Source organism: Thiomicrospira microaerophila (assembly GCF_000934765.1).
In the GTDB taxonomy this organism is placed as follows: domain Bacteria; phylum Pseudomonadota; class Gammaproteobacteria; order Thiomicrospirales; family Thiomicrospiraceae; genus Thiomicrospira; species Thiomicrospira microaerophila.
This window is the reverse complement of record NZ_JYNN01000023.1, coordinates 15,568-42,013: the sequence shown is the minus strand read 5'-3', so window position 1 is coordinate 42,013 and position 26,446 is coordinate 15,568. Positions and strand designations below refer to the sequence as shown.

At 47.7% G+C, this 26,446-nt stretch carries 21 protein-coding genes; 4 read left to right on the top strand and 17 right to left on the bottom strand.

Annotation, left to right across the window (positions count from 1 at the left end; genetic code table 11):
• Positions 1–134 precede the first annotated feature (134 nt).
• Both NA59_RS08715 and dbpA read left to right on the top strand, forming a co-directional pair.
• Positions 135–1,574 (top strand): bifunctional ADP-dependent NAD(P)H-hydrate dehydratase/NAD(P)H-hydrate epimerase, encoded by a 1,440-nt coding sequence (locus tag NA59_RS08715; RefSeq protein ID WP_044411083.1) that lies wholly within the window; start codon positions 135–137, stop codon positions 1,572–1,574.
• 267 nt (positions 1,575–1,841) lie between these two features.
• Entirely contained in the window at positions 1,842–3,227 is a 1,386-nt protein-coding gene (dbpA, locus tag NA59_RS08710; RefSeq protein ID WP_044411080.1) for an ATP-dependent RNA helicase DbpA, read from the top strand.
• 75 nt (positions 3,228–3,302) lie between these two features.
• Here the strand turns inward: dbpA and NA59_RS08705 are convergent, their stop codons facing one another.
• From NA59_RS08705 to NA59_RS08640, 14 genes are all read right to left on the bottom strand, one after another.
• The gene (locus NA59_RS08705; protein WP_044411077.1) at positions 3,303–3,752 is read right to left on the bottom strand and encodes a hypothetical protein; all 450 of its coding nucleotides are present in this window, start codon (positions 3,750–3,752) and stop codon (positions 3,303–3,305) included.
• Positions 3,753–4,071: 319 nt separating this feature from the next.
• A complete protein-coding gene (locus tag NA59_RS08700) occupies positions 4,072–4,299 on the bottom strand; it encodes a hypothetical protein (RefSeq protein ID WP_044411075.1) in 228 nt (75 codons plus the stop codon).
• 413 nt (positions 4,300–4,712) lie between these two features.
• Entirely contained in the window at positions 4,713–6,767 is a 2,055-nt protein-coding gene (locus NA59_RS08695) for a TonB-dependent receptor domain-containing protein (RefSeq protein ID WP_044411073.1), read from the bottom strand.
• A 286-nt stretch (positions 6,768–7,053) separates the two neighbouring features.
• A complete protein-coding gene (locus NA59_RS08690) occupies positions 7,054–8,829 on the bottom strand; it encodes a sugar phosphorylase (RefSeq protein ID WP_044411071.1) in 1,776 nt (591 codons plus the stop codon).
• Between the two features lie 233 nt (positions 8,830–9,062).
• Positions 9,063–10,274, bottom strand: a complete 1,212-nt coding sequence (locus tag NA59_RS08685; protein ID WP_044411070.1) for a glycosyltransferase family protein — start codon at positions 10,272–10,274, stop codon at positions 9,063–9,065.
• Positions 10,271–11,041 carry an HAD-IIB family hydrolase gene (locus NA59_RS08680; RefSeq protein ID WP_044411069.1) on the bottom strand — a complete coding sequence of 257 codons (771 nt, stop codon included), beginning with the start codon at positions 11,039–11,041 and terminating at the stop codon, positions 10,271–10,273. Before NA59_RS08680 ends, NA59_RS08685 begins: the two co-directional genes overlap by 4 nt.
• 450 nt (positions 11,042–11,491) lie before the next feature.
• A complete protein-coding gene (locus tag NA59_RS08675; RefSeq protein ID WP_044411067.1) occupies positions 11,492–11,794 on the bottom strand; it encodes a helix-turn-helix domain-containing protein in 303 nt (100 codons plus the stop codon).
• Between the two features lie 9 nt (positions 11,795–11,803).
• On the bottom strand, positions 11,804–12,148 hold the full coding sequence (locus tag NA59_RS08670) for a type II toxin-antitoxin system RelE/ParE family toxin (protein ID WP_044411064.1): 345 nt from the start codon (positions 12,146–12,148) through the stop codon (positions 11,804–11,806).
• 690 nt (positions 12,149–12,838) lie between these two features.
• A complete protein-coding gene (gene gorA / locus NA59_RS08665; RefSeq protein ID WP_044411061.1) occupies positions 12,839–14,194 on the bottom strand; it encodes a glutathione-disulfide reductase in 1,356 nt (451 codons plus the stop codon).
• 142 nt (positions 14,195–14,336) lie between these two features.
• Positions 14,337–15,074 (bottom strand): glutathione peroxidase, encoded by a 738-nt coding sequence (locus NA59_RS15705; protein ID WP_044411059.1) that lies wholly within the window; start codon positions 15,072–15,074, stop codon positions 14,337–14,339.
• Between the two features lie 166 nt (positions 15,075–15,240).
• Positions 15,241–15,930 carry an OmpA family protein gene (locus NA59_RS08655; RefSeq protein ID WP_052501566.1) on the bottom strand — a complete coding sequence of 230 codons (690 nt, stop codon included), beginning with the start codon at positions 15,928–15,930 and terminating at the stop codon, positions 15,241–15,243.
• A gap of 75 nt (positions 15,931–16,005) precedes the next feature.
• A complete protein-coding gene (locus NA59_RS08650; protein WP_044411056.1) occupies positions 16,006–16,455 on the bottom strand; it encodes a hypothetical protein in 450 nt (149 codons plus the stop codon).
• Positions 16,456–16,486: 31 nt separating this feature from the next.
• Positions 16,487–17,683 carry a BaiN/RdsA family NAD(P)/FAD-dependent oxidoreductase gene (locus NA59_RS08645; RefSeq protein ID WP_044411053.1) on the bottom strand — a complete coding sequence of 399 codons (1,197 nt, stop codon included), beginning with the start codon at positions 17,681–17,683 and terminating at the stop codon, positions 16,487–16,489.
• A complete protein-coding gene (locus tag NA59_RS08640) occupies positions 17,680–18,459 on the bottom strand; it encodes a competence/damage-inducible protein A (RefSeq protein WP_044411052.1) in 780 nt (259 codons plus the stop codon). The genes NA59_RS08645 and NA59_RS08640 overlap by 4 nt, the downstream gene beginning before the upstream one ends.
• Before the next feature lie 208 nt (positions 18,460–18,667).
• Between NA59_RS08640 and NA59_RS14355 the strand changes: the two genes are divergently transcribed.
• Both NA59_RS14355 and NA59_RS08630 read left to right on the top strand, forming a co-directional pair.
• Entirely contained in the window at positions 18,668–21,460 is a 2,793-nt protein-coding gene (locus NA59_RS14355) for an EAL domain-containing protein (RefSeq protein ID WP_198401082.1), read from the top strand.
• A gap of 47 nt (positions 21,461–21,507) precedes the next feature.
• On the top strand, positions 21,508–23,523 hold the full coding sequence (locus NA59_RS08630) for a PAS domain-containing protein (protein WP_044411051.1): 2,016 nt from the start codon (positions 21,508–21,510) through the stop codon (positions 23,521–23,523).
• A gap of 51 nt (positions 23,524–23,574) precedes the next feature.
• Here NA59_RS08630 and NA59_RS08625 read toward each other — a convergent pair whose 3' ends face one another.
• From NA59_RS08625 to NA59_RS08615, 3 genes are all read right to left on the bottom strand, one after another.
• Positions 23,575–23,928: a hypothetical protein gene (locus NA59_RS08625; protein ID WP_044411050.1), complete on the bottom strand. Its 354-nt coding sequence runs from the start codon at positions 23,926–23,928 to the stop codon at positions 23,575–23,577.
• A gap of 18 nt (positions 23,929–23,946) precedes the next feature.
• On the bottom strand, positions 23,947–25,269 hold the full coding sequence (locus tag NA59_RS08620) for an NAD(P)/FAD-dependent oxidoreductase (protein WP_044411049.1): 1,323 nt from the start codon (positions 25,267–25,269) through the stop codon (positions 23,947–23,949).
• 156 nt (positions 25,270–25,425) lie between these two features.
• Positions 25,426–26,424: a 2-hydroxyacid dehydrogenase gene (locus tag NA59_RS08615; RefSeq protein ID WP_044411048.1), complete on the bottom strand. Its 999-nt coding sequence runs from the start codon at positions 26,422–26,424 to the stop codon at positions 25,426–25,428.
• Positions 26,425–26,446 lie beyond the last annotated feature (22 nt).

Here is a 26,446-nt window from a genome sequence, read left to right as displayed (position 1 = left end):
TTACTCGTTACTGTCTCGAATGGGCTGGCATTCCCACGCACAGCGTGGGAACGAGAAAAGAAGTGTGCATACGTTAGCCAACCAGGCCTGGTTGTTTTACAATAAACTTTTAGTTTTATGGAACTAGCGCACCAATGCTCAAACTCTATACGCGCCAGCAGGCTCAACTGATTGATCAACAGGCTATCGAACAAGACAAGCTAAGCGGCCTTGAATTAATACACCAAGCCGCGGCTTTTGCCCTGGACGTGATACAAACTTACTGGCCAAAAGCCAAACAGATGGCAATTATTTGCGGCACTGGCCATAACGGTGGTGACGGCTATGCGCTAGCCAAACTCGCGCAACAGGCTGGATTAGCCCCCCACCTTTATCAAGTGGGGCCAATGCCTTTGCTGGGTGACGCGGCTAAAGCGCGATTAGAGGCTGGCGCTGTCGGTCTTTTCCCCCAAACACTCACACAAGAAGGCCTCTCACAAGCCGACCTGATTGTAGATGGTTTATTCGGTATCGGCTTAAACCGCCCGATTGAATCACCGTTTAGTGAGGCGATTAATGCCATCAACCACGCAGCGAAACCTGTACTTGCACTTGACATCCCTTCGGGCCTGGATGCCAATAGCGGCCATATTCTGGGCAGCGCTGTAAAAGCCGACATCACCACCAGTTTTATCGTGCACAAAATCGGGTTATTTCAAAATTATGGCCCGGACTTTAGCGGCAAGGTATTACTCAATACGCTAGATTTATCTACCGAACGCCTGACAGCGATACCGCCGACGGCGACCTGCTGGCAAGCCACTGCGCTACCCTCACTAAAACGCATCAAAAACACCCACAAAGGCAGCTATGGTCAAGCCCTACTCATCGGTGGCAATAAACACATGCTGGGTGCGATTGCCCTGGCAGGGCGCGCTTGCTTGCGCGCTGGCACTGGCCTGGTTAAAATCATTAGCCGCGAAGAACACCTTGTTGCATTGACCCAAATGCAACCCGAATTGATGTGCTACCCCACTAAAGACTTTGCGCAGCTCGCATCCCGTGCGACGGCTATTGGAATCGGTCCAGGGCTGGGACAGGATAACTGGGCATGGCAACTGTATGAAGCAACCTGCAAACTCGATCAACCGATGGTGCTGGATGCGGATGCGCTTAACTGTTTGGCGCTCGACCCATTTCATTATGAGCGCTGGGTTTTAACCCCCCACCCTGCCGAAGCCGCACGCCTGTTAGAGAAATCGACACAAGCTATCCAGCAAGACCGTATGGCGGCCATTCACGCCCTACACAAGCGCTATGGTGGCGTGATTGTGTTAAAAGGCACAGGAACGCTGATTTATGACGGTGAACAGCTTGCGCTTTGCCAAGCGGGCAACCCTGGCATGGCGACAGGTGGCATGGGCGATGTGCTAACAGGGCTGATTGCTGGTTATATTGCACAGGGGTTAAGCCTGTTCGATGCCGCACGACTCGGTGTTGAAATTCATGCGCGAGCCGCTGATCGCTGCATAGAAACGCAATCTGAAGCCAGCTTACTACCCAGTGATGTCATTCAACAACTTTCTCGCTTTTGATAGCGCCTATAGCCAACCAGGTCAGGTTACCAACACCACGGTTATTTAGCCGTTACCTCCTCCGCTTCAAAAAATATAAACCTTTGTTTTAAAACAAAAATGTTTGTTTTTGTGATATAGTTAGCATGTATTTTTAGTCTTCAGATACCAAACAGCGTGGACAAGATGTTTTGAAACCCCTTTCAGACCCCATTAACACGCAACCCATTCGATGGACTTTTATAGCCGTTGATCCACAAGACACCTTATTACACACAGGACAAGCCTTTGAGCAATCTACTTTCATTTTCCACCTTAAACCTTCATCCCGACCTGCTCAGCAACCTTGAGACCTTGGGTTATCATCAGCAAACTGAAATTCAGGCGCAAAGCTTGCCACCGATTCTGGCGGGCCAAGACGTCATTGCCCAGGGTAAAACCGGCTCGGGCAAAACCGCGGCATTTGGTTTAGGCTTACTCAATCAGCTGGATAGTAAAAACTTCAACATTCAAGCGATGGTACTCTGCCCGACCCGCGAATTGGCCGATCAAGTGGCCGACGAAATTCGCCGTCTTGCGCGTCGCCTGCCGAACATTAAAGTCATGACGCTATGTGGCGGGATGAACATGGGCGCACAACTCAGCTCATTGCAACAAGGGGCGCATGTGATAGTCGGCACACCGGGACGGATTGAAGAACACCTGCGTAAACAAACGCTTAAGCTTGATGACCTCAAGGTGTTGGTACTCGACGAAGCGGATCGGATGCTGGATATGGGCTTTCAGCCAGCGATTGATGCGATTATGGAAACCGTACCCAGCCCGCGCCAAACCCTGTTATTTAGTGCCACCTTTCCGAGCCAGATTGAACAAATCAGCGAGCGGATTATGCAAACACCCCTGCGCATTCAAGTTGAATCGCAACATGACCATGCCAGCATCGCCCAGCATTTTTATCAGGTTGACACGCCTGAACAACGCCTTACTGCGTTACGTTTATTGCTACTTAAGCATCGCCCTGAATCCAGCGTGGTGTTTTGCAACACCAAAAAAGATGCCCAAATGGTGGCGGATGCTTTGCATAAGGTCGGCTTTGATGTGGAAGCGTTACACGGTGATTTAGAACAGCGTGAGCGAGATCAAACCCTGATTCAATTTGCCAATAAAAGCATTGCGGTGCTCGTCGCCACCGATGTTGCGGCACGGGGTTTGGATATTGATGCGCTCGATGCGGTGATTAACTTTCACCTAGCCCACGACCCTGAAGTCCATGTTCATCGCATTGGCCGTACCGGACGCGCCGGTAGCAAAGGGCTCGCCGCCAGCTTAATCAGCGACAAAGAAAGCTATAAGGTGGCGGTGTTGAGTGAGTATCTCGATCAAGAGATCAAAGCGGAACCCCTACCGGATTTAAGTATTTTGAAACAAACACCCCTGCAAGCCAAAATGGTTACCTTGCAACTTGATGGCGGCAAAAAAATAAAACTACGCCCCGGTGACATTCTAGGCGCACTGACCGCCAATCCGCTGATCACCGGCGAGCAGATCGGCAAAATCAAAATCACCGACATGCGCAGCTATGTCGCGGTGGAACGCGCGATTGCCAAACTCGCGCTTAAACACCTAAGCAGCGAGAAACTAAAAGGCAAAAACGTCCGCGCACGGATTTTGTAATTTATAGCACTAAAAAACCAGCCTGGGCAACCAGGCCTGGTTGATTTAATTTGTGAAATATCACTAAACGTCGGATTAATATTCGGCTTTAATCGCCATTAACTCTTCTTTGGTGATGTCTTTTTTTCGTTTAAGCGTCCAAGCCTCTTCGCCCACCCATGCCTTAAATAAATCAAGATTTTGCTGACGTTGGGTTTCATTGCTACCCAAGTATTGATACATGTTGCCTGGTTTGCCATCTGGTGTGTTTTGGCCATCATCCAACCGACGCATCAGCGCCCCCGTATCTGGCCAAGCGACAAACATCAATAGATCGGCATAGGTATCCATCCGAGGCCCGAGGTTTTGTTTTACATACTTGTCTTCGTTTTCGTCAAACGCCCCCAAATAAGGCGCATTGGCACCATGACAAGCGGCACAACTTGACTGCCATAAGGGCTGAATATGCTCACGATAAGTGATTTCATCCGCCAATACTGAAAAACTAACCAGACTTCCCAATATACCCGCTGTTAATCGTTTCATTTTTTCACCTATTTATCCAATGCCATTAAGTTAAGAAAAAAATGTCATTGCGAGGCGCGCAGCGACGCGGCAATCTCCCAAGGGTGCAGGCCAAATTTCTTTAGGCTGTGTACCAGCGGTGTGAGATTCCGGCCTACGCCGGAATGACGGGGTGTACGCGGTAGGCTGGAAATTGCCGCGTCGCTAGGCTCCTCGCAACGCGATATTTCTTGCCTTTACCCGAATATTTAAATTCGCTACTCTTGATGGTAAGACTTATACACCACGTACATCAAGCTAAAAATAAACGCAAACAGCGCAATTACAACTAAATATTCCATCATAATTCCTTCAGCCTTTTCAGGCATTTAAATACATTGTTATTGATCAACGCAATACCAGCAGATACAAACAAAATAGCCACAAAACAAGCGAACAACAATACAGCATTTTGCGAATCATAGTTTTTAGCAAACCAGGCTAGCAACGATACATCTATGGCAGCAAGCACAGCAAAAACCACCTTATACCAACCAATTTCATGCTCTAATTGCACTTGTTCAGACATATCAATAATCTCAATTTTTCTTATTAGTTTAACTCAGGCAAGCATAAAAATAAAACAACTCATCCGTTTTACACCACCTTCGTCTTTCATTGTTGCCACTGAGAACATCGGCAACCAGGCCTGGTGGTGAGTTATCTTCATTTCTATAGTCAATAGCATTGATTTTAACTTACTCCGGTTGGCCTACCATTAGGGTAAAGAGTTGGTTTGGGTTGATATGACGCTGCTAGGCTTACCCCCCCCTTTGGCATTGCGTTACTCGCAGCCAGCTATGTCGCGGTGGAATGCCCAGGGCAAACGCATCTTAAGTAAATAATAAATCAACAACTTACAACCAGATCTCGCTCCCACGTTGAACGCTAACGTATGCACACTTCTTTTCTCCTAATCTGTTGTTTTTCACTTCACGTTCCTTAGAATTTGGCTTCTACTCGCGCCCAAATGTTGCGGCCAGGTTCCATAACTTTAAACACATGGCCGGTTGTTGGGTCGGTACGGTTTACATGGTTAAAGTAGGCTTTGTCCGTTAAGTTATCCACGCCCGCTTGCAGCATAAAGGTTTTGTTAATTTGATAGCCGCCATAGACATCCAAGGTTTGCCAAGCGGCGGTTTCAGGTTCACCATACGCGCTATTCACTTGGGTTTGCTGGGTCGCTAGGTTGGCGCGCGCGGCGGCGTACCAGTTGCTTTGGACATACTGCGCGCTAAACTGAGCGTTTAGCGGCGCGATATTACTCAAGCGGCGATTATCTGTTGTATTCTTGCCTTGCGTGTAGGCGAGTTGACCACTTAATAACCAGGCCTGGTTGAGACGATAATCCATATCGAATTCGGCGCCATAGATTTGAGCGTCGATATTGACGTAGATATTGTTAATGCCTGATGTATTTGTATTTGGAGCCATGCCAACAGGTCTTGCATTCGCACTTGCTTGGTTTTTAGCCAAATCACGCAAAATATAATCAGAAACCCGATCAAAATAGGCATTCGCTGACCAGTTTAGGTTTTGGCTGGTGTGGTTTAAGCCGAGATCCAGTTGTAGATGTTTTTCGGGTTTTAAATCTGGATTACCCGTCCAATCCGCCCGCGCCATAAAACGCTCGGTTTCATCAGCGGTGCGCGTGGTTAGACTTAACCCACCAAACCAATCGAGTGTATTGTTAAGTTGCTGTTGATAACGTACCAGGCCGTTCCAGTTGGTTTCGGTGATTTTTGTATTTCCTGAGTAACCACTATAGGCGGCGGCATAAAGGTTAACAGGTTCACGGTTGCCCATATTATTATCCGGTGCTTTATTCGCCTCTTTCGCTTCGGCGCTCACACTGTCCACGCGCAAGCCATAAATCACATTTTGACTGGCTGAAAGCGCGGTATTCGCCTCCACAAACAGGCTGTTCTGTTCGGTGGAGGTGTTCGGCCACATTAAAAATTGTGACTGATTATTAACGCGGTTAAACAGTGTCGCTTGTTTTTCAACCGCCTGTAACATGAAACCATAATCAAGTTGGGTTGCACTAAATTGAGACGTGAGTTTTAATTTTCCGCCTTGCGTAGTGACATCAGAGGGCACTTCACTCCTCATTGCACCACTCGGACGCAAACTAAAATTATCCATCACATGCGCCACTTCTGAGCGATAAACCTGCAGATCCACCGCATTCACGGGCCCGGTAAAGTTTTGCCCTTGATAACGCAAGCGAGTCATGCTGCCATCCGACTTTGGTGCGTCCATCCCTGCGCCTTGAAATAGGGCATCGGCGGTATTCGCTATTTCATGCGACAGTTTAAGATGATGATCCTCCGAAGGTGTCCAGCCCAAATCAATATGTCCCTGAGTGGTTTGATAGCTTGAGCGCACCGTGTCACCGTTGCCGTCCTTATAACTTTGCGCATCCTTATAGGCCGCTTGCAAGCGAACATACCCCTGATCCCCGCCCGCCGCTACATCCGTACCGATATCTTGAGTCAAACCATTCGAATTGGTGGCCGCATGTACTTTGCCTTGATAAGCCTTCGCTGCGTCAAACGTGGGCTTTTCTCGCTCCAGCAAAACCGTGCCTCCCGTGCCGCCAACACCATACTGCAAAGATTGGACACCCTTGATGACGGTGATGCTATCAAAGCTGGATATCTCTGAATAAGAGGTCGGCGGATCCATCCGATTCGGGCAGCCGCCTTCTATCTTGCCCCCATCAATCAAAACAGTCACCGCTGATTGACCTTGACCGCGAATCAACACATCCAAACCATGCCCACCCATACGCTGAGCCTCAACCCCAGAAAACTGGCGCAAAATCGCACCCGACTCGGTATTCCCCGAAGACTCAAGCAACACTTCGGTAGACTGACTGTTAGCACTAGGCGCATCGGCCTCAACCTCAATCGGCAGCAATTGACTATTAGCCGAAACCGCCCCGCTAGCTATTAAAGATAAAATGGCAATATTAAGTTTTGAACGTGAGGTCATCATTGTGCTCCATTAAAATGCATCATTAAAAAGAATGACGCCATTCTAAAGCCACAAAAAAACAACAGTATTGAGAAAGTATTACAATCTAAAAATAGACGCGCTCAGTCTGCCAGAGATTGCCACGGCCTTCGGCCTCGCAATGCCCCATTTTTTTTACCCAGAGCCGTCATCCTGCGCGAAGTCCCTGGATCCAGCCGCTGGCGGCAATAGACCCTGCGACTTCGCGCAGGGTGACAGGGCAATTAGCGAGGCTGGGAGCCTGTCGGACTCAAAATACCCTGACTTAGTCCGTTTGCATGGCCCAAAGCGGGCTGACGTTATCGACGGTTGCGGGCATGAGCCATAGCACTTGGTAGGGTTGCAGGCTGAGTGGCTGTTGATTGAGCGAATAGGTTTTTTTCTCCAGCAGGTCAACCCAGTCTTGATGAATCTCGCTGGCCTGTTCAACATGCCCATCCAGGGTTTTAATTTGATTGGTTAGGTTAAACACCGCCAGCAACGGAAAATCGAGTTGATCCAAACCACGCCAAACCACAAAAAAATCCGCACCACAATCGAGTACCTTCTGAGCGGTATCGGGATGAAACGCCTTGTGTTTTTTGCGCTTTTTTAACACTTGCAATAGCCGCGTTAGCACCCGTGAATTCGGGCTGTTTGCAGCATCCAATAGTGGTTGAAGTTGATTCATTTCCCATTTGCGTCGATTAATCGAACGCGTGCGCCCTGTGCGCTCGACACCGGTTTGGTCATTGACGGTGGCAAGCAGGCTATGAATATAGAGCGCAGGAATACCTTGCAGGGTCAGCATAATCATTTGCGAACAAATAAAGCGTTCAACCTGCCATTGGTCTGGGTCAAGCGAACCGGAGATCTCGCGGAATGCACTAAACAGCGCAATATTAATTTCATAGGGCGATTCGCTGCCATCTGGCTTGCTGCGCATCGAGACATAGCCGCCTTGACGATGCATACCGGCAATCAGTTCTTGGATTTCGGCTTCAGGCAAGATGCCTTCTACCGGGCGCAAACCTATGCCGTCATGCGAAGCGGTAAAGTTTAAAAAGCTGCAGCCGGGCGCTGGGGGCTGGAGTTGTTGCGCCCAACGCGTGAGGTATTCGCCATTTGAGCGATAGAGCGCGTGCAGTACCAGCGGCGCAAGACTAAATTGATACACCATGTGCGCTTCGTCCCCCTCACCAAAATAGGATAGGTTTTCATGGTGCGGCACATTGGTTTCGGTTAACACCAGCGCATTCGGGCTAACCAGCTCAAACACATCACGAATCAGCTTGACCACTTCATGGGTTTGAGGCAAATGCACACAGCTAGTACCGAGCTGTTTCCACAAAAACGCGATTGCATCCAACCGCAGGATATGGGTTTTTTGTTTAATATAAAACAACAGCACTTCGATCATTTTGATCAGCACGGCGGGGTTTTCAAAGTTCAAATCAATTTGATCGGCACTAAAGGTCGCCCAAACATATTTGCGCCCCCGATGGGTATAGGCCGGCACTAACAAGGGCGAGTTTCGCGGTCGCGTGACTTGAGACACATCAGCATCCCGCTCCATTTCGATAAAAAATTGATTGAACGGCGCGACATCCGCTTTGTAATCGGTAAACCAAAGGCTTTCACGCGAGATATGATTAATCACCAAATCGGTCATTAGCCGATAGTCTTGTGTAATCGCCGCGACATCACACCAATCACCTAAATCCGGGTCCACCTTGACATAATCAATCACCGAAAAGCCATCATCGGAGCTATAGGGAAAAAACGGCAAAATATGCACGGTATTAATCGCATCCTTTACCTGGTTTTGAAAAAAATGGTGCAGGGTTTTAAGTGGCACTTCGCCCTGATCGTGGTTTTGCAGGCTGTCGCCATAGGTAATCAACACCACATCCTCTTGACTCCACAAGGCTTGATTTTTATGCGGCTCGATGCCGCAAATTTGAATCAATCGATTAAGCTCTTGATAGGTGTCTTTAGCCTGCTCTAACGGGTAGAGTTTCAGCAGGCGCTGTTTAATTCTCTCAAAAATTTGTTCGCTCATTTTATTTACCCCCTGCTGATCTAATTTTAAAAAAGCACTTTCACCCTGTCAGGACAGCGCGCCGCCAAAAAAACCACACGTCATTGCGCAGCTAAAAAACCACTCGTCATTGCGAGGCCAAAGGCCGTGGCAATCTCTTACAAACTGCGCACGCCCTCAACAGATTGCCGCGCTACGCTCGCAATGACGGATTATTTTTTTTCATTCCGGCGAAGGCCGGAATCTTTTTAAAGTTAGGCATTATCGAGTTCAACCGCCTGCTTGAGCTCCTCGAAAATATCAGGAAACGCACTGGCAATGCGGTTCCAGTTCGGCACAAACGGGCGCTCATCATCCATATTGATAAACGCATCACCCGCCAGCGAAATATTATCGGCAAATAACTCCACCACCCGCTCCTCTTGATGACGATCAAGGGTTAAGCCATTCATTTCAGCATCAAACGCATAGGACTCAAGCTGATCCAGTGCGGTGCGGTAATAAACGGCGCGCACACTGCGCAAGGTGGCGCGTGAAAACTGATGACCACGGGTCGCCAGTTTACGGAAGAGGGATTTGGCGATGTCTTGACTCATGCGGGATAAGCCCGCATTGGCATCGTCAAATGACACCGTTTGGTGCTTATGGTCATAACGGTCAGCCACCTCCACCTGACACACCCGACGGGTTGAAAAATTGCGGCGAATTTCGGCCAGAATACCAATTTCCAAACCCCAATCACCTGGAATACGCACGTCTTGCAGGGCATTCACATCCAGCGCAAACTCCCCCGCCAATGGATAGCGAAATGAATCTAAATAACTCAGCAACTCGTCATTGCCACACACCGTTTCTAAAGCGCGTAACAAGGGCGTGACCAATAGCCGTGCCACACGGCCGTTCATTTTGCCCTCCGCGTACCTGGCATAATAGCCCTTGGAAAACGCAAAATTAAAGGTGGGATGGGCGACCGGATACAACAAACGCGCCAACATTTGTCGCTCGTAGGTTAAAATATCGCAATCATGCAACGCCACTACCTGCGCTTGCTTAGACGCCAGCACATACCCAAAACACCCCCATACATTTTTACCTTTACCCGGCTCGGTCGGCGCTAAACCCCGCTCTAGCAATGGGCGCATTACTTCCTGCATCCGAGGGCCATCGTTCCAGAGGATTTTATGCGGTTGAGGCAAACGTGAAAAAAACTTTTTAGCATAATCAAATTGCGCTTTATCGGCACGATCTAACCCTATTACAATTTCGGATAAATAAGGCACCTTTTCCAGTTCATTTAAAATACCTGTTAACGCCTCGCCTTCTAACTCGCTGAACAACGAAGGCAAAATCAACCCCATGGGTTTTTGACGCGAAAAATTAACCAAATCCCACTCCAGCTCATTCAGTGGTCGTCGCGTTAGGTTATGAAAAGTGGTTACTGTACCGTTTTGAAAAAAATCGCTCATAAAGCCTCCTGAAAAATGAAATGGCTAACCGCCTGCGCCCAGCCTACGGGTGCCTGCTGTGGTGCGTGATAAATAATCTGCGGGTTGTTTTGAGGTTCGAGTTGAAGATAATCACCCTGTGCATTGGGCATCACCACCGCAATATCGGCCATCGCCAACATCGCACGGTCGTTACCACCATCGCCTAACGCAAGAATTTTTCTATTCGGGTAATCGGGCTGAAGCTGTTTAAGTGCGCTGGCTTTATCATGCGGCGCCATCACATGATAAAAGCGCCCGCCTTTTTGCAGTTGCAATTGGTTTTGAGCTAAAAACGCCTGAAACTCAACCAGGCCTGGTGGTGAACCCAGCCAAATAATCGGCTCGGTCACATCACGCTGCATTGATGCTTGCGCGGCTTGAGGGTCCAAACCGGTTTGCTCTATTACCTGCTCAAGCGTCCAATCCGCAAAGCCTTCAAACAGCCAACCCTTCTGCGCCCGCCATGCATGAATCAGCGACAAAATGTGCGTTCGAGCAGTGCCAAGATAACGAACGGACTGCGTCGACTGCGCAACAATGCCGCCGTTTTCAGCAATAATAGGATCACTAAGATGAAATGTCTCGCGCCAAGCGCGCAATTCTGCGAGGGTTTTACTTGAATTGAGAAGCAGCGGCACACCCGCCTCTTTAAGCCGTGCCACAACGGGCAATACAGCCTCAAACGCATAACTATGATGATTTAACAGTGTGCCATCTAAATCGGTACTCACCAGCCATTCGGCCATAAAAAGCTCCTGGGAAGGTTTCGTTGCTTTTTATTAAACCACAAAATTTACGACGCATGGCTGGTTTATTATCAATAAACCAGCCTCTACCCGACCAGGCTTGGACAGCGTCACTACCAAGTTAAGGAATGAGTGACACCACGAGCAAAACCAACTTGTATCATTGCAAAGTCAAAAAATCACACGTCATACGAGACCGAAGGCCGCGGCAATCTCTCAAGGGCATGCACAATCGGCAAGAGATTGCCGAGTGGCTTTGCTCCACGCAATGACAGTGATTTTTACTCGTTCCCACGCTCCTGCGTGGGCATGCATACCAACCAGTCCAAGTCACTGCGAACGGAGTGAAGCAATCTTTTGAACCAGTACAGTCGGCGTTATAGCCTCGGTGGGTTCATCGGGGCTTTTCGCTTTTAAGAACCCTATAGACTTGAAGTACCTACACCCACCTCACACATGAATGCCGATATGCCGCCCATCAGGCAGTTGCACATCTAAAGACAATTTGCCGCCCAGTGCCTCAACATAGCGTTTCAGCGAAGAAAGCTTCACTTCATGCCCGCGCTTTTCTAAATTCGCTACTGAAGGCTGAGAAATACCTAAACGCTCCGCCATTTCAACTTGCGATAATGCTAACTGTTCGCGCAAATAGGCCAAACGCCACGCCAAAACATCTTCTTCCGCTTGTTTTTGCGCGGCTTCAACAATTGCCGGATCGATTTTTTGCAATAAATCAGCTAAAGGTTTTGCCATGATTTTCTCCTAATCCAGTTTTTCAAGATGTGCGATAAATTCACGCTCGGCAATCGGAATCATCCTGTCGTAAAAACGTTTATCATCGGTTTTATCTCCGCCACACAACATAACCGCTTGACGCTTAGGGTCAAAAGCAAACAACACACGATAAGGTTTACCTTTATGCTGAACCCGCAATTCTTTTAAATTTTTAACCGTTTGCAACCCTGAAAGCGTATCCACATCAGGACGACCTAATAAAGGCCCAATCGCTTGCAATTTAAAAATGCCAGTCAAAATGCTTTGCTGTTCTGCTAAGCTTAGCGATAAAAACCAATCATCAAAATAATCAACCGTCACTACCTGCCACATATAAACCTCATTATAACCTAAAGACTATATAGCTTATAAGATATTTTAGACTATCTGCATCACCCCAAAAACCCATCAAAATAATCCGAATCCAAGGTTTTAACTTGATAAGTCTCTTTCACGCTCACACCGACATTATGCTCAATCATTAACTCGGCCAGCTTTTTCCCATCCACCAATACCACCGACAGATTTACTCGTTCCCACGCTCCTGCGTGGGAACGAGTACCAACCTACCAGGCGCGTACAACATCGAGCAAACTCGGTTGCCCCGCATAATTCCGTGCACTGGAATATCGCCAATGCTCCGCTAAATCAACACAGCCTCGTTTAATTAAGAGCTACCCTCAAATAACTAATGCTTATAGCCTAAAACACATGTATTTTACTCACTGTCGGTCTGCATTCCCACACGGGAGCGTGGGAACGAGATAATGCATCATGGCGAGGAGCGCCGTGATGCGGGGGGTGCAATCGAATAGCCTAAAAAACACCTGTAGTTTAATGACTATCGGTCTGCATTCCCACGCGGGAGCGTGGGAACGAGATATGTATTTTACACACTATCAGTCTGCATTCCCACGCGGGAGCGTGGGAACGAGATACTTCGCGCAGGATGACGTACAGACCTGCCAGCCTTTTATGCGCTCTACCTTAAACTAGGAGCCAACCTGTTTAGTGATGGACGATTTAGCGCATGGTGACCAGTTCTTCGGATGAAGATGGGTGAATGGCTATGGTGGCGTCTAGGTCGGCTTTGGTGGCGTTCATTTGCACCGCGACTGCGAAGCCTTGTAGCATTTCGTCTGCGCCATCACCGACTATGTGAATACCGACAACACGTTCGTCTTCACCCGTCACCACTAGCTTCAACGCGGTTTTGATTTGGTGTTCGGTGAAGGCATAGCGCATTGGGGTAAACACGGAAGTATAAACCTTCACGTTATCATGTCCGTATTTTTTGCGCGCATCATGTTCGGCTAAACCCACTGTGCCGACGGGAGGATGCGAGAAAATGACGGTGGGTACAGCATGTAAATCTAACTTTAAATGGGGTTTATTATTGTATAGGCGCTCTGCAAGGAAACGACCTGCGCGGATGGCCACGGGTGTAAGCTGAGGCTGTCCTGTAACATCGCCGATGGCAAACACATTCGGTACGTTGGTTCGATGCTCGTCATCGACTTCAATATAACCATGCCCATTCGGGGTAATGCCAACATTTTCTAGTTTTAGCGGCTCTATTAAGCTGGTGCGCCCTACGGCCCAAACTACTTGATCAAAGCCTTCTAAATGCTGACCATCTTCGCTTTCAACGGTAAGCGTGCCGTCTTCGGCTTTAAATAGGCGCGCTACTCTGAAGTGGTATTCTTTGTGAATACCGCTTGTAATCATCGCATTGGTTAGGTTTTCGCGGATCATGTCATCAAAGCCGCGCAATACCAAATCCTTTCGGCTCAGTAAACTAACCTCCGTGCCCAAGGCTTGAAACACACCTGCCAACTCAACCGCGATATAGCCGCTGCCGATCACGGCTACTTTTTTTGGTTGTTCGGTTAGGGCAAAGAAGCCATCTGAGGTAATGCCGAGTTCGCCGCCTTCGGTTTCTTGTGGAATCAGTGGCGTGCCGCCCGGTGCGATGACGATGGTTTCGGCGGTGTAGTGCTTGCCATCGACTTCAACCGTATGTGCGTCGACAAAGCTACCCCAGCCCTCTAGTAGGGCAACGCCCTTGTCTTTCATATAGCCTGAGTACCAGGTGTTGATGTTTTTTATATACTGTTCACGCTGTTTGACTAGTTTGCTCCATGAAAAACCTTTTACATCGAGGTCAAAGCCAAAGTCTGGTGCATCGCGCAGGGCTTCGGCGATATGGGCGCCAAACCACATGACTTTTTTCGGCACACAGCCGATGTTGACACAGGTGCCGCCTATTTTTTTTGCTTCAACCACGGCACATTTGTAGCCGTATTCGGCTGCACGTTCCACCACCGATAAACCACCGCTGCCCGCACCGATAGCTATTAAATCATAATCGTATTTCATGGGGTATTTCCTTTTATTTGAAAGCCTGTTGGGTTTGTCTTTTGTTTTTTTTACAAATGGGTTGTCAAACCCAACAAGCCTTATAAAAAAGGAGCCTTACGACTCCTTTTTTAACACAATTTAACAGTCTTAACGCTTAAGATTAGCCTTTTAAATAGGCTTCTAGGTCGTCAGAACCACCAATGTGTTTACCTTCGATGAACACTTGTGGCACGGTATCACGATTCGCTACCGCACGCAATGTACGTGAAGTCAAACCGCTGTTGCTGATCTTGATTTCTTCGTACTTGATGCCTGCATCTTCTAGCGCGGCTTTCGCTTTCGCGCAGAATGGGCAACCTACTTTTGTGAAGATGGTCGCAACCGGTGGCTTTTTCGCATTGGCATTGATGTAGTTCAACATGGTGTCGGCATCTGACACTTCAAAGGGGTCACCTTCTACTTCTGGCTCGATGAACATTTTTGCCACAACGCCGTCTTTAACCAGCATGGAATAACGCCATGAACGCTTACCAAAACCTAGGTTGTTTTTGTCAACCAACATCCCCATGCCTTCAGAGAACTCGCCATTGCCATCAGGCAGTAGAATCACGTTGTTGGCTTCTTGATCTTTTGCCCATTCGTTCATGACGAAGGTATCGTTAACAGACAAGCAAACAATGCTGTCTACGCCGTTTTCAAAGAAAACCGGTGCTAATTCATTGTAACGTGGAAGGTGGGTTGAAGAACAGGTTGGGGTGAACGCGCCTGGAAGTGCAAACACAACGACCGTTTTGCCTTTGAAAAGATCATCGGTAGTTACATTAACCCATTCACCGTTCTGACGGGTTGGGAAAGTGACCTGAGGAACTGCTTGACCTTCTTTGTTTGGTAATGCCATCTGTAATCTCCATTGGTTAAATTAAACAAGAGTAAAATTTGATATAAAAATCGATCTAGGCTTTCATTAAAACCTGATTAACTCGCTTGATGGTTAGTGTAGTGATTTTTATATCATTAGTAAAATTAAATATTCAAATAAAGTTGATAGCTTTTGACTATCAATCTTATTTTTTGTCTACCAACGTTAACTCTACGCGACGATTATCTGCTCGGCCCTGAGCTGTTGAATTATCTGCAATCGGTTGAGTAAACCCCTTACCTTTTGTTGTAATACGTTCAGCCGAAATCCCTTTTCCAGTCATATAGTTTTTAACCGCAAGCGCACGTTTTTCAGATAAGCCCTGATTGTAATCGGCTGTACCCCTGTTGTCGGTATGGCCTATAACGACTAGCTGTCTTGTTGGATAAGCGCTCATATACTCAATATAAGCATCCAACTTAATGAGATCTAAGTTGGATAACACATCACTTTTCGTCGCAAAAAACCCTATAAAAGCAGCCGGTCTTTCAACACTTAGCTTCTCGGCAACCGGTGCAGGGGCTGGATCCACAACGGGCATTGGCGCTGGCGCTGCAACCGGCGCTGGCGCCACAACCGGAATTGGAGCCGCAACTGGCGCGGGAGTTGCAACCCTCACCTCTGGTTCAGGCCAACCTTCGCATTGTGCAATCGCTTTTTCTTTCGTCCATTCAATCGTTCGCACACAGCCACCAAACTGATCGCGAACGATTGAACCATAGGAGTCCCAAACATAAGCATTGTTACCCTGATGTGGAATATTGTTGGACGCCTGAACTTGCGACACACCAAACACTAAACACGAAGCCATCGCCATTTTTAACTTTGTACCCATTTTCGCTCTCCTTTCTTTTAAAGGTAAAGTTTAGAAATCATTAACCCTACCTACATTAAATAATTACAAAACACTTTATTGCAACGCCCCACCTTGTAGTGCTTTCATAAACCAGTCTAATTCGTCTCGTTCTTGGGCATATTTCATCATCACGCCTAGCAAGGCCTGGTCTTCGTGCTTGGAGGCGATGCGTGCAGCCAGCTGAAATTCACGTTCTACCACGCTGCCCTTGTAGGCTTGCAATTCAATTAAGGCCGCCGCTACGCCGATATTTTGCAATAAACACGCAGCTTGCAGTGGCTTCACCGCTTCGCCAGCGGCATCTTGCGCCAGCGTTTGCTGCGGATCAACGCCAAACTCTTCAATTAAAATCCGCGCCATCCAGTAGTTCATCTGTGGCTCTTCCGTGCTTTCCAGCACATTCATAAAAATCTCATCTGGCTTGAGCTGATGTTCTTTTACCAAGGTCTGCAGGGTTTTAACAAACGCCGCCCGATTAGCGACATCAAAATTCAATAAATTCATTTGTTATCCAGGTCAATAAAAACAAGGCACATTATACCACCTGCGCGCAAGCCTGGCCGCTGGCCCAGGCCCATTGGAAATTATAGCCACCGAGATGGCCGGTTACATCTAGCACTTCGCCGATAAAATACAGGCCTGGCTGTTGCAGTGCTTCGAAGGTTTTGGACGACACGGCATCGGTATCCACACCGCCTAATGACACCTCGGCCTTATTGTAACCGGCGGTGTCCTCTGGGTACAATGTCCAATGGGTCAGGTTGCGCGCATAGTCTTGCAACGCTTGATCTGTGGCCGTGGCTAAGGCGTTATCAAACGGGTATTTTTGCAACCAGGCCTGGCTGAAACTTTTGGTAACTTTTTGCGCTAACCATTTAGCCAGCGGGCGATTTTGTGCTTTGAGTTGTTTCAGTTCGGCATAGACATCACACTGCGGAAACAGGTTGATCATAATAGGTCGCCCAGGCTGCCAATAATTTGACACCTGTAACACCACAGGTCCACTGATGCCCTGATGGGTAATTAACATCGCCTCACGGAACACCTTCCCCTGGCAAGTCATCTCCACTTCAAGACTTAGTCCTGCTAGGTTAGCAAACCATTCTTTCCAGGGCGATTTGAACACCAAGGGCACCAGGCCTGGTTGTGATTTGATCACATTTAACCCAAATTGCTGGGCAATCTGCATGCCAAAATTCGATGCTTTGAGCTTCGGATACGCCAGCCCACCGGTTGCGATGACCAGCGATTGACAATACACATCGCCCTGCGAAGTGGCGAGCGCATAACCCCCTTCAAGCGCACTCACTCGCTGAATTTGACAACCCAGCACTAATTCCACCCCCGCCCAATCGGCCTCGGTTCGCAACATTTGAATAATCTGCCCGGCACCCTGCGTGGTGAACAATTGTCCATGGGCGCGTTGTTCATAGTCTATACCGTGGCGCTCAACCAACTCGATAAACACGGATGAAGGATAGCGCGCCAGCGCGGATTTTACAAAATGCGGATTAGTACAAATATAATGCTCAGGCTTGACATCAAGATTGGTGAAGTTGCATTTGCCGCCGCCTGAAATCCGAATCTTGGCCGCCGCTTTTGGTGCATGATCTAACACCAACACCGAACGAGCGCGATAACCGGCTTGAGCGGCACACATTAATCCCGCCGCGCCCGCACCAATAATAATCACATCATAATGTTTTTGGTTAAACCCAAGCTGGTCTGTCATACGGATTGAACCGTTAAGGGCAACCAGGCCTGGTTGCGTTTTTGGATTTCTTGCATGATCAGATTCATCCCTGTTTGCGCTAGATCTGGCTCGCCTTCGACACCTAATTCGATAAAACGCTGTCCATCCGGGGCGATATGTGGCAAGCTAAATAAGCGCAAATCGGGAAATTGGCGCTCAAAGTCTTCCATAAAATCCACCCACGCCGATTCGGCCCCATTCACCAGCTTCACCGCGAGTTCAATGCGTGGGGTTTGATTAAAATCGGCATAATAGGTATTGAGCACCCACTCCATCATCGGCTGGGTCATCTGCGGAAAGCCGGGCATAAAATAGTGCTGCTGAATCGAAAAGCCCGCCACGCGATTAAAAAAATTCGGAATAATCGCCGCCCCCGCTGGAAAGTCCGCCATCTTGGCGCGATTGGGATAAGCCTCTTCACCAAATTTCGCTTCGAGTTCCGCTAACGCTTCGGGATGACGTACCAGCGGCAACCCCAAGGCTTGCGCCGCACTTTGGCGTGTGCGATCATCCGGGGTTGCACCAATTCCACCGCAACAAAAAACCACATCGCCACTGGCAAAGCTCTGCTTTAGGCTATCAACCAACAAGCCTGCTTCATCACCCAACACCTTAAACCAACTCAGCGCCAAACCGCGAGGTTTGAGCAGCGCATTCAAATTCGCAAGATGCCTGTCTTGGCGCTTGCTCGATAGAATTTCGTCACCGATTACTAACAAACCAAAGCGTGTTTGTTGCTGTGTTTCTTTTGTCATAGCGGTTGCTCCATGATTTTAGGTTTGATGCGTGAGATTATATCCGCAAGCAGATCACAATAGGCGTTGGTTTTTGGTTGATTTGAGTCAACAAACGCGCGGTCTTACTTGACACCCCTGTTCGATTAAAACACAATGGTTAATATTTTTCTGACCAGGAATGCCAACAATAATGCTTATAAGGCCATTACACATCTTTATGTGCTTTATGCTGTCCATCTACAGTCTAGTCGCTGTATCGGCAACAGCGACGCCAATGCCGTCGGTTGACTCTTCCGCACCCACCGTTGGCGTTTTAGCCTTTCGCTCCATTGAACAAACTGAACAACGCTGGCAACCCCTCATTGAACACATTAATCACTATCTGGCCACACAAAATAGACCTGAACGTTTAAGACTGAAGGTTTTATTTTATGGCGATTTAAATCGTGCGATGGAAAACAACACGCTCGATTATGTGTTTACCAACCCCCAACACTTTGCCATTTTAAGATACCAGTCAGGCCTCTCTCCACTTGCTACACTGATGCCGCTTGCAGAAGGCGTACCGGTGGCCGATTTTGGTGGCGTGATCTTTACGCGCGCGGATAATCATGCCATTAACACCCTTAAAGACCTGGAAAAAGCCCGCATCGCCGCTACCTTTCATCAATCCTTTGGCGGTTATCTGATGCAACAGTGGGAAATGTTTAAACAAGGCTACCAAATCAACGATACCCTTTTTACGGGCATGCCGCACGACAATGTGGTCAAAGCGGTGTTAAACCATCAGGCTGATGCGGGTTTTATTCGCACGGGAATACTTGAAGCGATGGTGAGAGAGGGCCATCTGCAGTGGGCTCAAATTAAACTCATTAATCCGATCACACCCACCCCCTTCCCCCAGGTGCACTCAACCGAGCTTTACCCTGAATGGCCTTTTGCCGCGGTCATCAACAGTGACAAAAGCCTTGACCGCTTGATTAGCCTTGCACTATTTAATATCAGCGCCGATAGCGCACCCGCGCAACAAGGACAGTTTTATGGCTTTACACCACCGGGCAACTATGCACCGATTGAAGCCCTTATGATTCGCTTAAACCTATTACCTGACAAAGACATAGATTGGCGAGACGTGATTCAGCGCTATGCGTTTGTTTTATTTGTGAGTTTAACTTTAATCGGCTTACTCCTGAGTGCATTGGTCAGTATATTAATTCGTAACAATCAAAAACTCATCCGAACCTCAAGCGAACGAGATACCGCCATTAACGAATTACAAACACTCAATCAGCAACTTGAACAACGGGTTGCGCGGCGCACACAATCGCTGTTAGAAAATGAGCAGCGCTTTCAGCAAATGTTTGACCATCATGGCTCGCCGATGCTCTTTATTGATCCAGACTCCGGTGAAATTATCAATGCAAACGAAGCCGCTGCCGATTTGTATGGCTACACGATTGAACAATTGCAAGCGATGAACATTCATCAAATCAATACGCTATCGAAAGAAAAAATTGAGCAAGAACGTCAACGCGCGAAACAAGAAGCGCGCAACTATTTTATATTCCCACACCAGCTCAGATCGGGCGAAGTGCGTCAAGTAGAGGTTCACTCCTCTCCGATTCAAATGCGCGGTCGCACTTTTTTATTTTCGATTATTCATGATATTTCAGACCGCATTAAATCTGAACAAAAAATTCAAAACCTCGCGTTTTATGATCCTCTCACACAACTGCCTAATCGTCGGCTATTAATTGACCGCCTAATGAACAATCTAGCCCATATGCGTCGCCACCCGTTTCATGGCGCATTATTTTTTATCGACTTAGATCATTTTAAAATTTTAAATGACAGCCACGGCCATCAAATCGGCGATCAACTATTAATCGAGGTGGCGAAGCGCATTAGCGGCTGTATGCGTGCAGGTGACACGGTATCACGTTTTGGCGGAGATGAGTTTGTGGTGCTGCTAACAGACCTTGATGAAGATCCGATTCATGCAGCCCAAGAGGCACGCATTATCGCCGAGAAAATGCGTCAAGCGATCAATCAACCCTACTTGCTACTCAATAGTGAAAACGCCCCCGCGATAGAACATCGCACCAGTGCTAGCATCGGTATTTCGCTCTTCAACGGCCAAGATGAAACGATTGATGATTTAATGAAATGGACCGATCTTGCCATGTACCAAGCTAAAAATGCAGGGCGCAATGAAATCTGTCTATTTGATCCAGAAATGCAAAAAACACTCGATTACCGTGCGAGTATCGAGGTGGATTTACGTAAAGCCATGGAACAAAATCAGCTCGAACTTTACTTTCAACCACAAGTGGATATCAACCAACGTATTATTGGTGCCGAGGCCTTGCTACGCTGGCCGCATCCAGAAAAAGGCTTTATCTCTCCTGCTGTGTTTATCCCCCTCGCTGAAGAATCTGGACTTATTTTAGATCTGAGCGACTGGGTGTTAGATAGAGCCTGCGAAGAACTGGCGCAATGGCGCTACCACCCCAAACTCTGTACTATCCAACTAGCGGTCAATATCAGTGCAAAACAATTGCGTGAACCCGATTTTGTCGAATCGATTGCACAACGATTAAAAGCCTACGATGTCAACCCGCTCATGCTAAAACTAGAGTTAACCGAAGGGGTGTTTTTAGCCAATAAAGAAGACTCTATTGCTAAAATGAAGGCCCTGCGTTTACTGGGTATTCAATTCTCCATGGATGATTTTGGCACCGGCTATTCCTCATTGTCTTACTTAAAACAATTGCCGCTATCCCAGCTGAAAATTGATCAATCGTTTGTACGTGACCTTGGCGAAGATTACATGGATAATGTGATGGTGCAAACCATTATTACTTTGGGCCGTAATTTTAATTTGAGCATTGTCGCCGAAGGCGTGGAAACCCCTGAGCAGCTCGCGTTTTTGACGCGGTTTAAGTGCGAGATATTTCAAGGCTACTTATTCAGCAAGCCAGTTCCAATTCATGCGTTTAAGCAAAAAGTGATAGGCTAAAAATCACAGACAATCTTCATCAGCCAGCTGTTACCAAAGGAACACCTATGTCAATTGAAATCACCATTCAAAATGACTATATTTTATCGAGCACCACCAATCCTCAAGGCATTATTACCAGTGCCTCGGATCACTTTCTAGAGGTATCGGGTTACACGCGTGAAGAAATGATCGGCCAACCCCATAATATCTTACGCCATCCAGACGTGCCTAAACAGGTCTTTGCTGATATGTGGGCCACCATCCAGCGCAAACAAAACTGGACAGGTATTGTTAAAAACAAAACCAAACAAGGCAACTATTATTATGTGCAGGCGAATGTATCGCCCATCCTACAAAATAACGAGATTATTGGCTATGTTTCCATTCGCACCCCGGCTGATGCAAAAGATATTTCAGCCATCAACCGCACTTATCCTCAGATTATGCAAGGCAAGAAGCGCATGGTGCACGGTGTCATACGCAATCGCTGGCAACAACTCACTGACCGTTTTCAGCTAAAAGGGCCTCTTGTAAAAACCCTGAGCCTTGCCTCCTTCATTCACCTCATACTGGCCCTCATCATTATCGCCAGCCTATTTTATCGTTTTCAGCTTTCAAAGGTTGAACCCAAGCTACTGGCTATTGAAGAGCTTGCGATTGCACAGCATATTGACCACCTCATTTCAGAAAAAATTGAAGGGGTTAAAAACATTGCCTTTGCCTATGCCTCACGCCCGACCCTGCATCATGCACTCCAAGACCCCAGCAAAGAAACCCTGTCCATCGCACGAGAGGAGATTGAGTCGATCCGTGCCCATTTTGCCGCTATTTCAGACTACCGTCGATTGCGCGCCAGCTTAATTAACCTAGATGGCGAGGCATTGGTTAACTCGTACGAAGCCGAACCCAGCGGCACCGCCCGCTTTGCATTGTTTGACGCTGTAACACGCACCTATCAAGGCGTTGGCGGCTTATCATGGGGCGCGAATGATATCGGCTTTGGCGTCAGTGGCTATGGCCCTATTTTTAACGATGCAGGCCAGCTCATAGGTGCGATTGTCGTATCAGGGGGGCTAGGAAGCATGGCACGCGAACTACGCAAACAAAATCGAGATTGGCTATTATGGTTAGACGCCGATGCTATTTCTGGATCGGCAGGGGCGCTGCCTGCAAGCCTCCTCCACAATCATAAGCTGAGCGATACCATGTTACTCGCAAACAATCACTGGTTTGAACAACCCATGATTGAATTTGTAACCCAACATCAACAACAGCTCAATTCCGCACCCAAGACACAAGGCGCCATGCTGCTGGAAGGTTACATGGTAATCCAACTACCGGTCTTCGATGATCAAGGCCAGCCTATTGGCCGCCATATTTTTAAACAAAACAACAGCCAACTTATACAGGCACGCAACCAAGAATATCAACAAACGCTTTTATTCTTGATCGCGATTAGTCTGTCTATCCTTGTCATCATGAGTTTATCGATTTTTTCTGTTTACCGACGCGTGGTCGCACCGGTTAAACGCGCCACCGATTTTTTAGAAAAAACAGCAAAAACCTACCGCTTTAATGAGCGTATTATTGAGTTTGATCGCGCAGATGAAGTCAGCAAAATCTTTCAAGCTTACAACCAACAAGCCAATACACTCCAACACGCGTTTTCCGAAATCAATGATGTGATGCATGCGGTACAAAAAGGCGACTATACGCAGCGTGTACAGGCCGAGCTCAAAGGTGATTTGCGCACGATTAAACAGAACATTAACCATGCAATTGAAGCGATTGATTTAAATCTCGCTGCCCATCGCACATCATCCAGTGCGGCATCACAAGCAGCGATTCAAAAAACAAATACCGATTACCTCATCATGGCACACCATTTACTCAACCAACTTATCCGCACGCATGCCGACATCAAGTCGATGGCTGCGGAGTGCCAACATGAAAACGAACGCGCCAAAGCACTGGCTAACCAACTTGACGCGCTTATTCAGCAATCCGTGACTGAAAAAAGCACTAACAACAGGCCAAGAAAAAATGAAATACCCGAAATAGGGCAGAAAATAATGCGTTGAAAACCAAGCGGCCGCACAAAGGCGGCCGCTCTACTAGATGTGTCGATTCAACTAAACGCGTTGTTCACTGGTCGTTTGATAGAGTTTCACGACAGGGTAAATCCACAGAATCGATGCCGCCGCATAACCGGCTGACATCATCACCAATAACACCCAGTCTAACCAATAGCCCATGTATGCAAAGCTTGAGCCTGTTAACCCAGGTAAGCTGACAAACAAAAGACCGAGCATAATAAAGTAGCCAATCGCGGCCATTTTAAACGCGGCTTTGTTAAAAAATCCACCCGCCTTAGACAGGGCTAGCAGGTTAAGCACCAAGGCGCCAACAAAAAATACCGTCACTACAATCCAGTTAATTTGGGCATAACCCAGTAACATATAAAACATCAATCCTAGTTGTTCCATCGCAACACGTTCCTTTTTTTAAACTCTGCCTCTAAGCATTTGTTGATAAGCGGGCTTTAACATTTGATCTTTCATAATCCATGCCATCCAAGATTCTTTTTTCGGATCAATCATCGGGAAAGTAGGTGTCAAATTACCGTTATAGTCAAACTCAATTAGCATCGCTGCGCCAAAACGCGTCAACAACGGGCAAGATGTATAGCCATCAAAAGTAGCAGAAGGGTCACGGCCATCGATCACCGCCAATAGGTTCTCAACAACAATCGGCACCGACATTTTGACTGTCGCGGCTGTTTTACCACGCGGGGTACCATTAACGTCACCGCAGCCAAACACCTCTGGATAGGTCATATGCTGTAGCGTATCCTTATCCACGGCTAACCAGCCACCGGCGGCCATGTTGCCTTCGGTCCAAGCCAAGTTCGAGTTACGCACCACTTCGGGCGCACGCATCGGCGGCACGACGTGCAATAAATCATAAGTCTGGGTGCGTGTGTCACCCTCCGCTTGCCTAAAGGTTGCCTGGCGTGCTGCCACATCGACAGCAATCAGCTCACTGCGCAGGTTGACCTGCGTGTTGTTGTTAGCAAACTCGTCCAGCAAAAACTGGTTGTGGAAGGGAATACCAAATAAGCCATTGGTGCCAGAATGGAAGTGCATATTAGACTTGTCAAAGCCACCGTTTTGACGCATACGATCAAGGGTTAGCAGCGCCATTTTCAGTGGCGCGCCGGCGCAACGAATCGGTGTACTGGGCAAGGTAAAAATACCTTCTCCACCCTGCTGACTAAAGGTCTTGATCACATCCCAACTTTTTGCCGCCGCATCTGGACTTTGATAGACGCTCGCAAGGCCATTTTGACCTATCGCGTTAATATCCATCCCTTCTATCGCACCATAGTGATACTCGACACCATTGGCAACTACCAAATAATCATAATCAACCTTACGCCCAGCATCCGTGGTGACACGCTTAGCATCGGGATCAATTTCACGCGCCATCTCTTTTACCCAGTTTACACGGCTCGGCATAAAGCTACGATTATGATCTAGCACTTTACTTTTTGGCCATGCACCCGTCGCCACTAGGGTTAACCCTGGCCAATAGTAATGGGTTTCTTTACGCTCAATCACTGTAATGTCGGCATTTTTCAATGCACGGCTCAGTCGATTGGCAATACTAATGCCCGCCGCACCGCCCCCGACAATCACAATGCGTGGTGCACTTTCTGCCGCACGGGCGCTAATCGACGTCAGGCCTGTCGCTGTAGCGAGCGCCGCCGCGCCGCCTGCTAAAAACTTACGGCGACTGAGCGCCGACAACTTAACCATGTTTGTCATAATGTTTTCCAATGAGTCTAAAAATGAAACGACTGAATAATAAGTGCAGTCTATGCATTAACAAGAAAATTATATAGCGCTGGATTGATAGGGTCAAACCTGCGGCGAAATCACCACGAAGCCTGACCTGAAAAAGTGAGCAGGCAACGCGCTAAATTAGCTTAAATCTGCTTTAATTTCATTATCTAACGGACGTTGATATTTAAATGCGATTAAATTTTGAATTGTGGTTTCGGCGATATGCTCCAACGCTTCATGCGTAAAATAAGCTTGATGCCCCGTAACCAGTACATTCGGAAAGGTCAATAAACGCTCAAACTTATCATCAAGGATAATGTCATTTGAGTGATCCTCAAAAAACAGCGCGCCCTCTTCCTCATAAACATCTAACCCAACATAACCCACCTTGCGGCTCTTAAGTGCCTTAATTAATGCTTTCGTATCAATTAACCCGCCTCGTCCAGTATTAACAATCATCACATTCGCGCGCATTTGATCCAACGCATCTTCGTTAATCATGTTTTTTGTTTGGTTAGTTAACGGGCAATGCAACGTAATGATATGCGACTCAGCGTACAACTGCGCTAACGTAACCTGCTTAAAACCCTGCTCATCACACGTTTTACAAAGGAAGGGGTCATAGACCAAAACCTCACAACCAAACGCCTTCAGACGCTCACCGACCAACAAACCAATTTTGCCCGCGCCAATAATGCCAACGGTTTTATCATGCATATCAAAACCCAATAAACCATTAAGCGAAAAGTTACCTTCTCGCACACGGTTATAGGACTTATAAAGCTTACGGTTAAGCGCAAGCATCAAGCCAATCGTGTGCTCGGCCACCGCATAAGGTGAATAAGCCGGCACCCGCACAATGCGTACACCAAATTTGGCCGCCGCCGCCAAGTCAACGTTATTAAACCCCGCGCAACGCAATGCAATCAGCTTAATACCGTACTCCGCCAAGCGCTCAATCGTGGCCTCGCCCAAATCATCATTCACAAACGCGCTCACCGCGCCAAAGCCCTGTGCATAATGCACGGTAGCGATATTGAGCGGCACTTCAAAGTAGCTCAAGTCAACCTCGTCATTATCGTAATGACGCAAGGCTTCCTTGTCATAAGGCTTAGTACTAAAAACAGCAACCTTCATATCCATCTCCAAAAGTGTATTG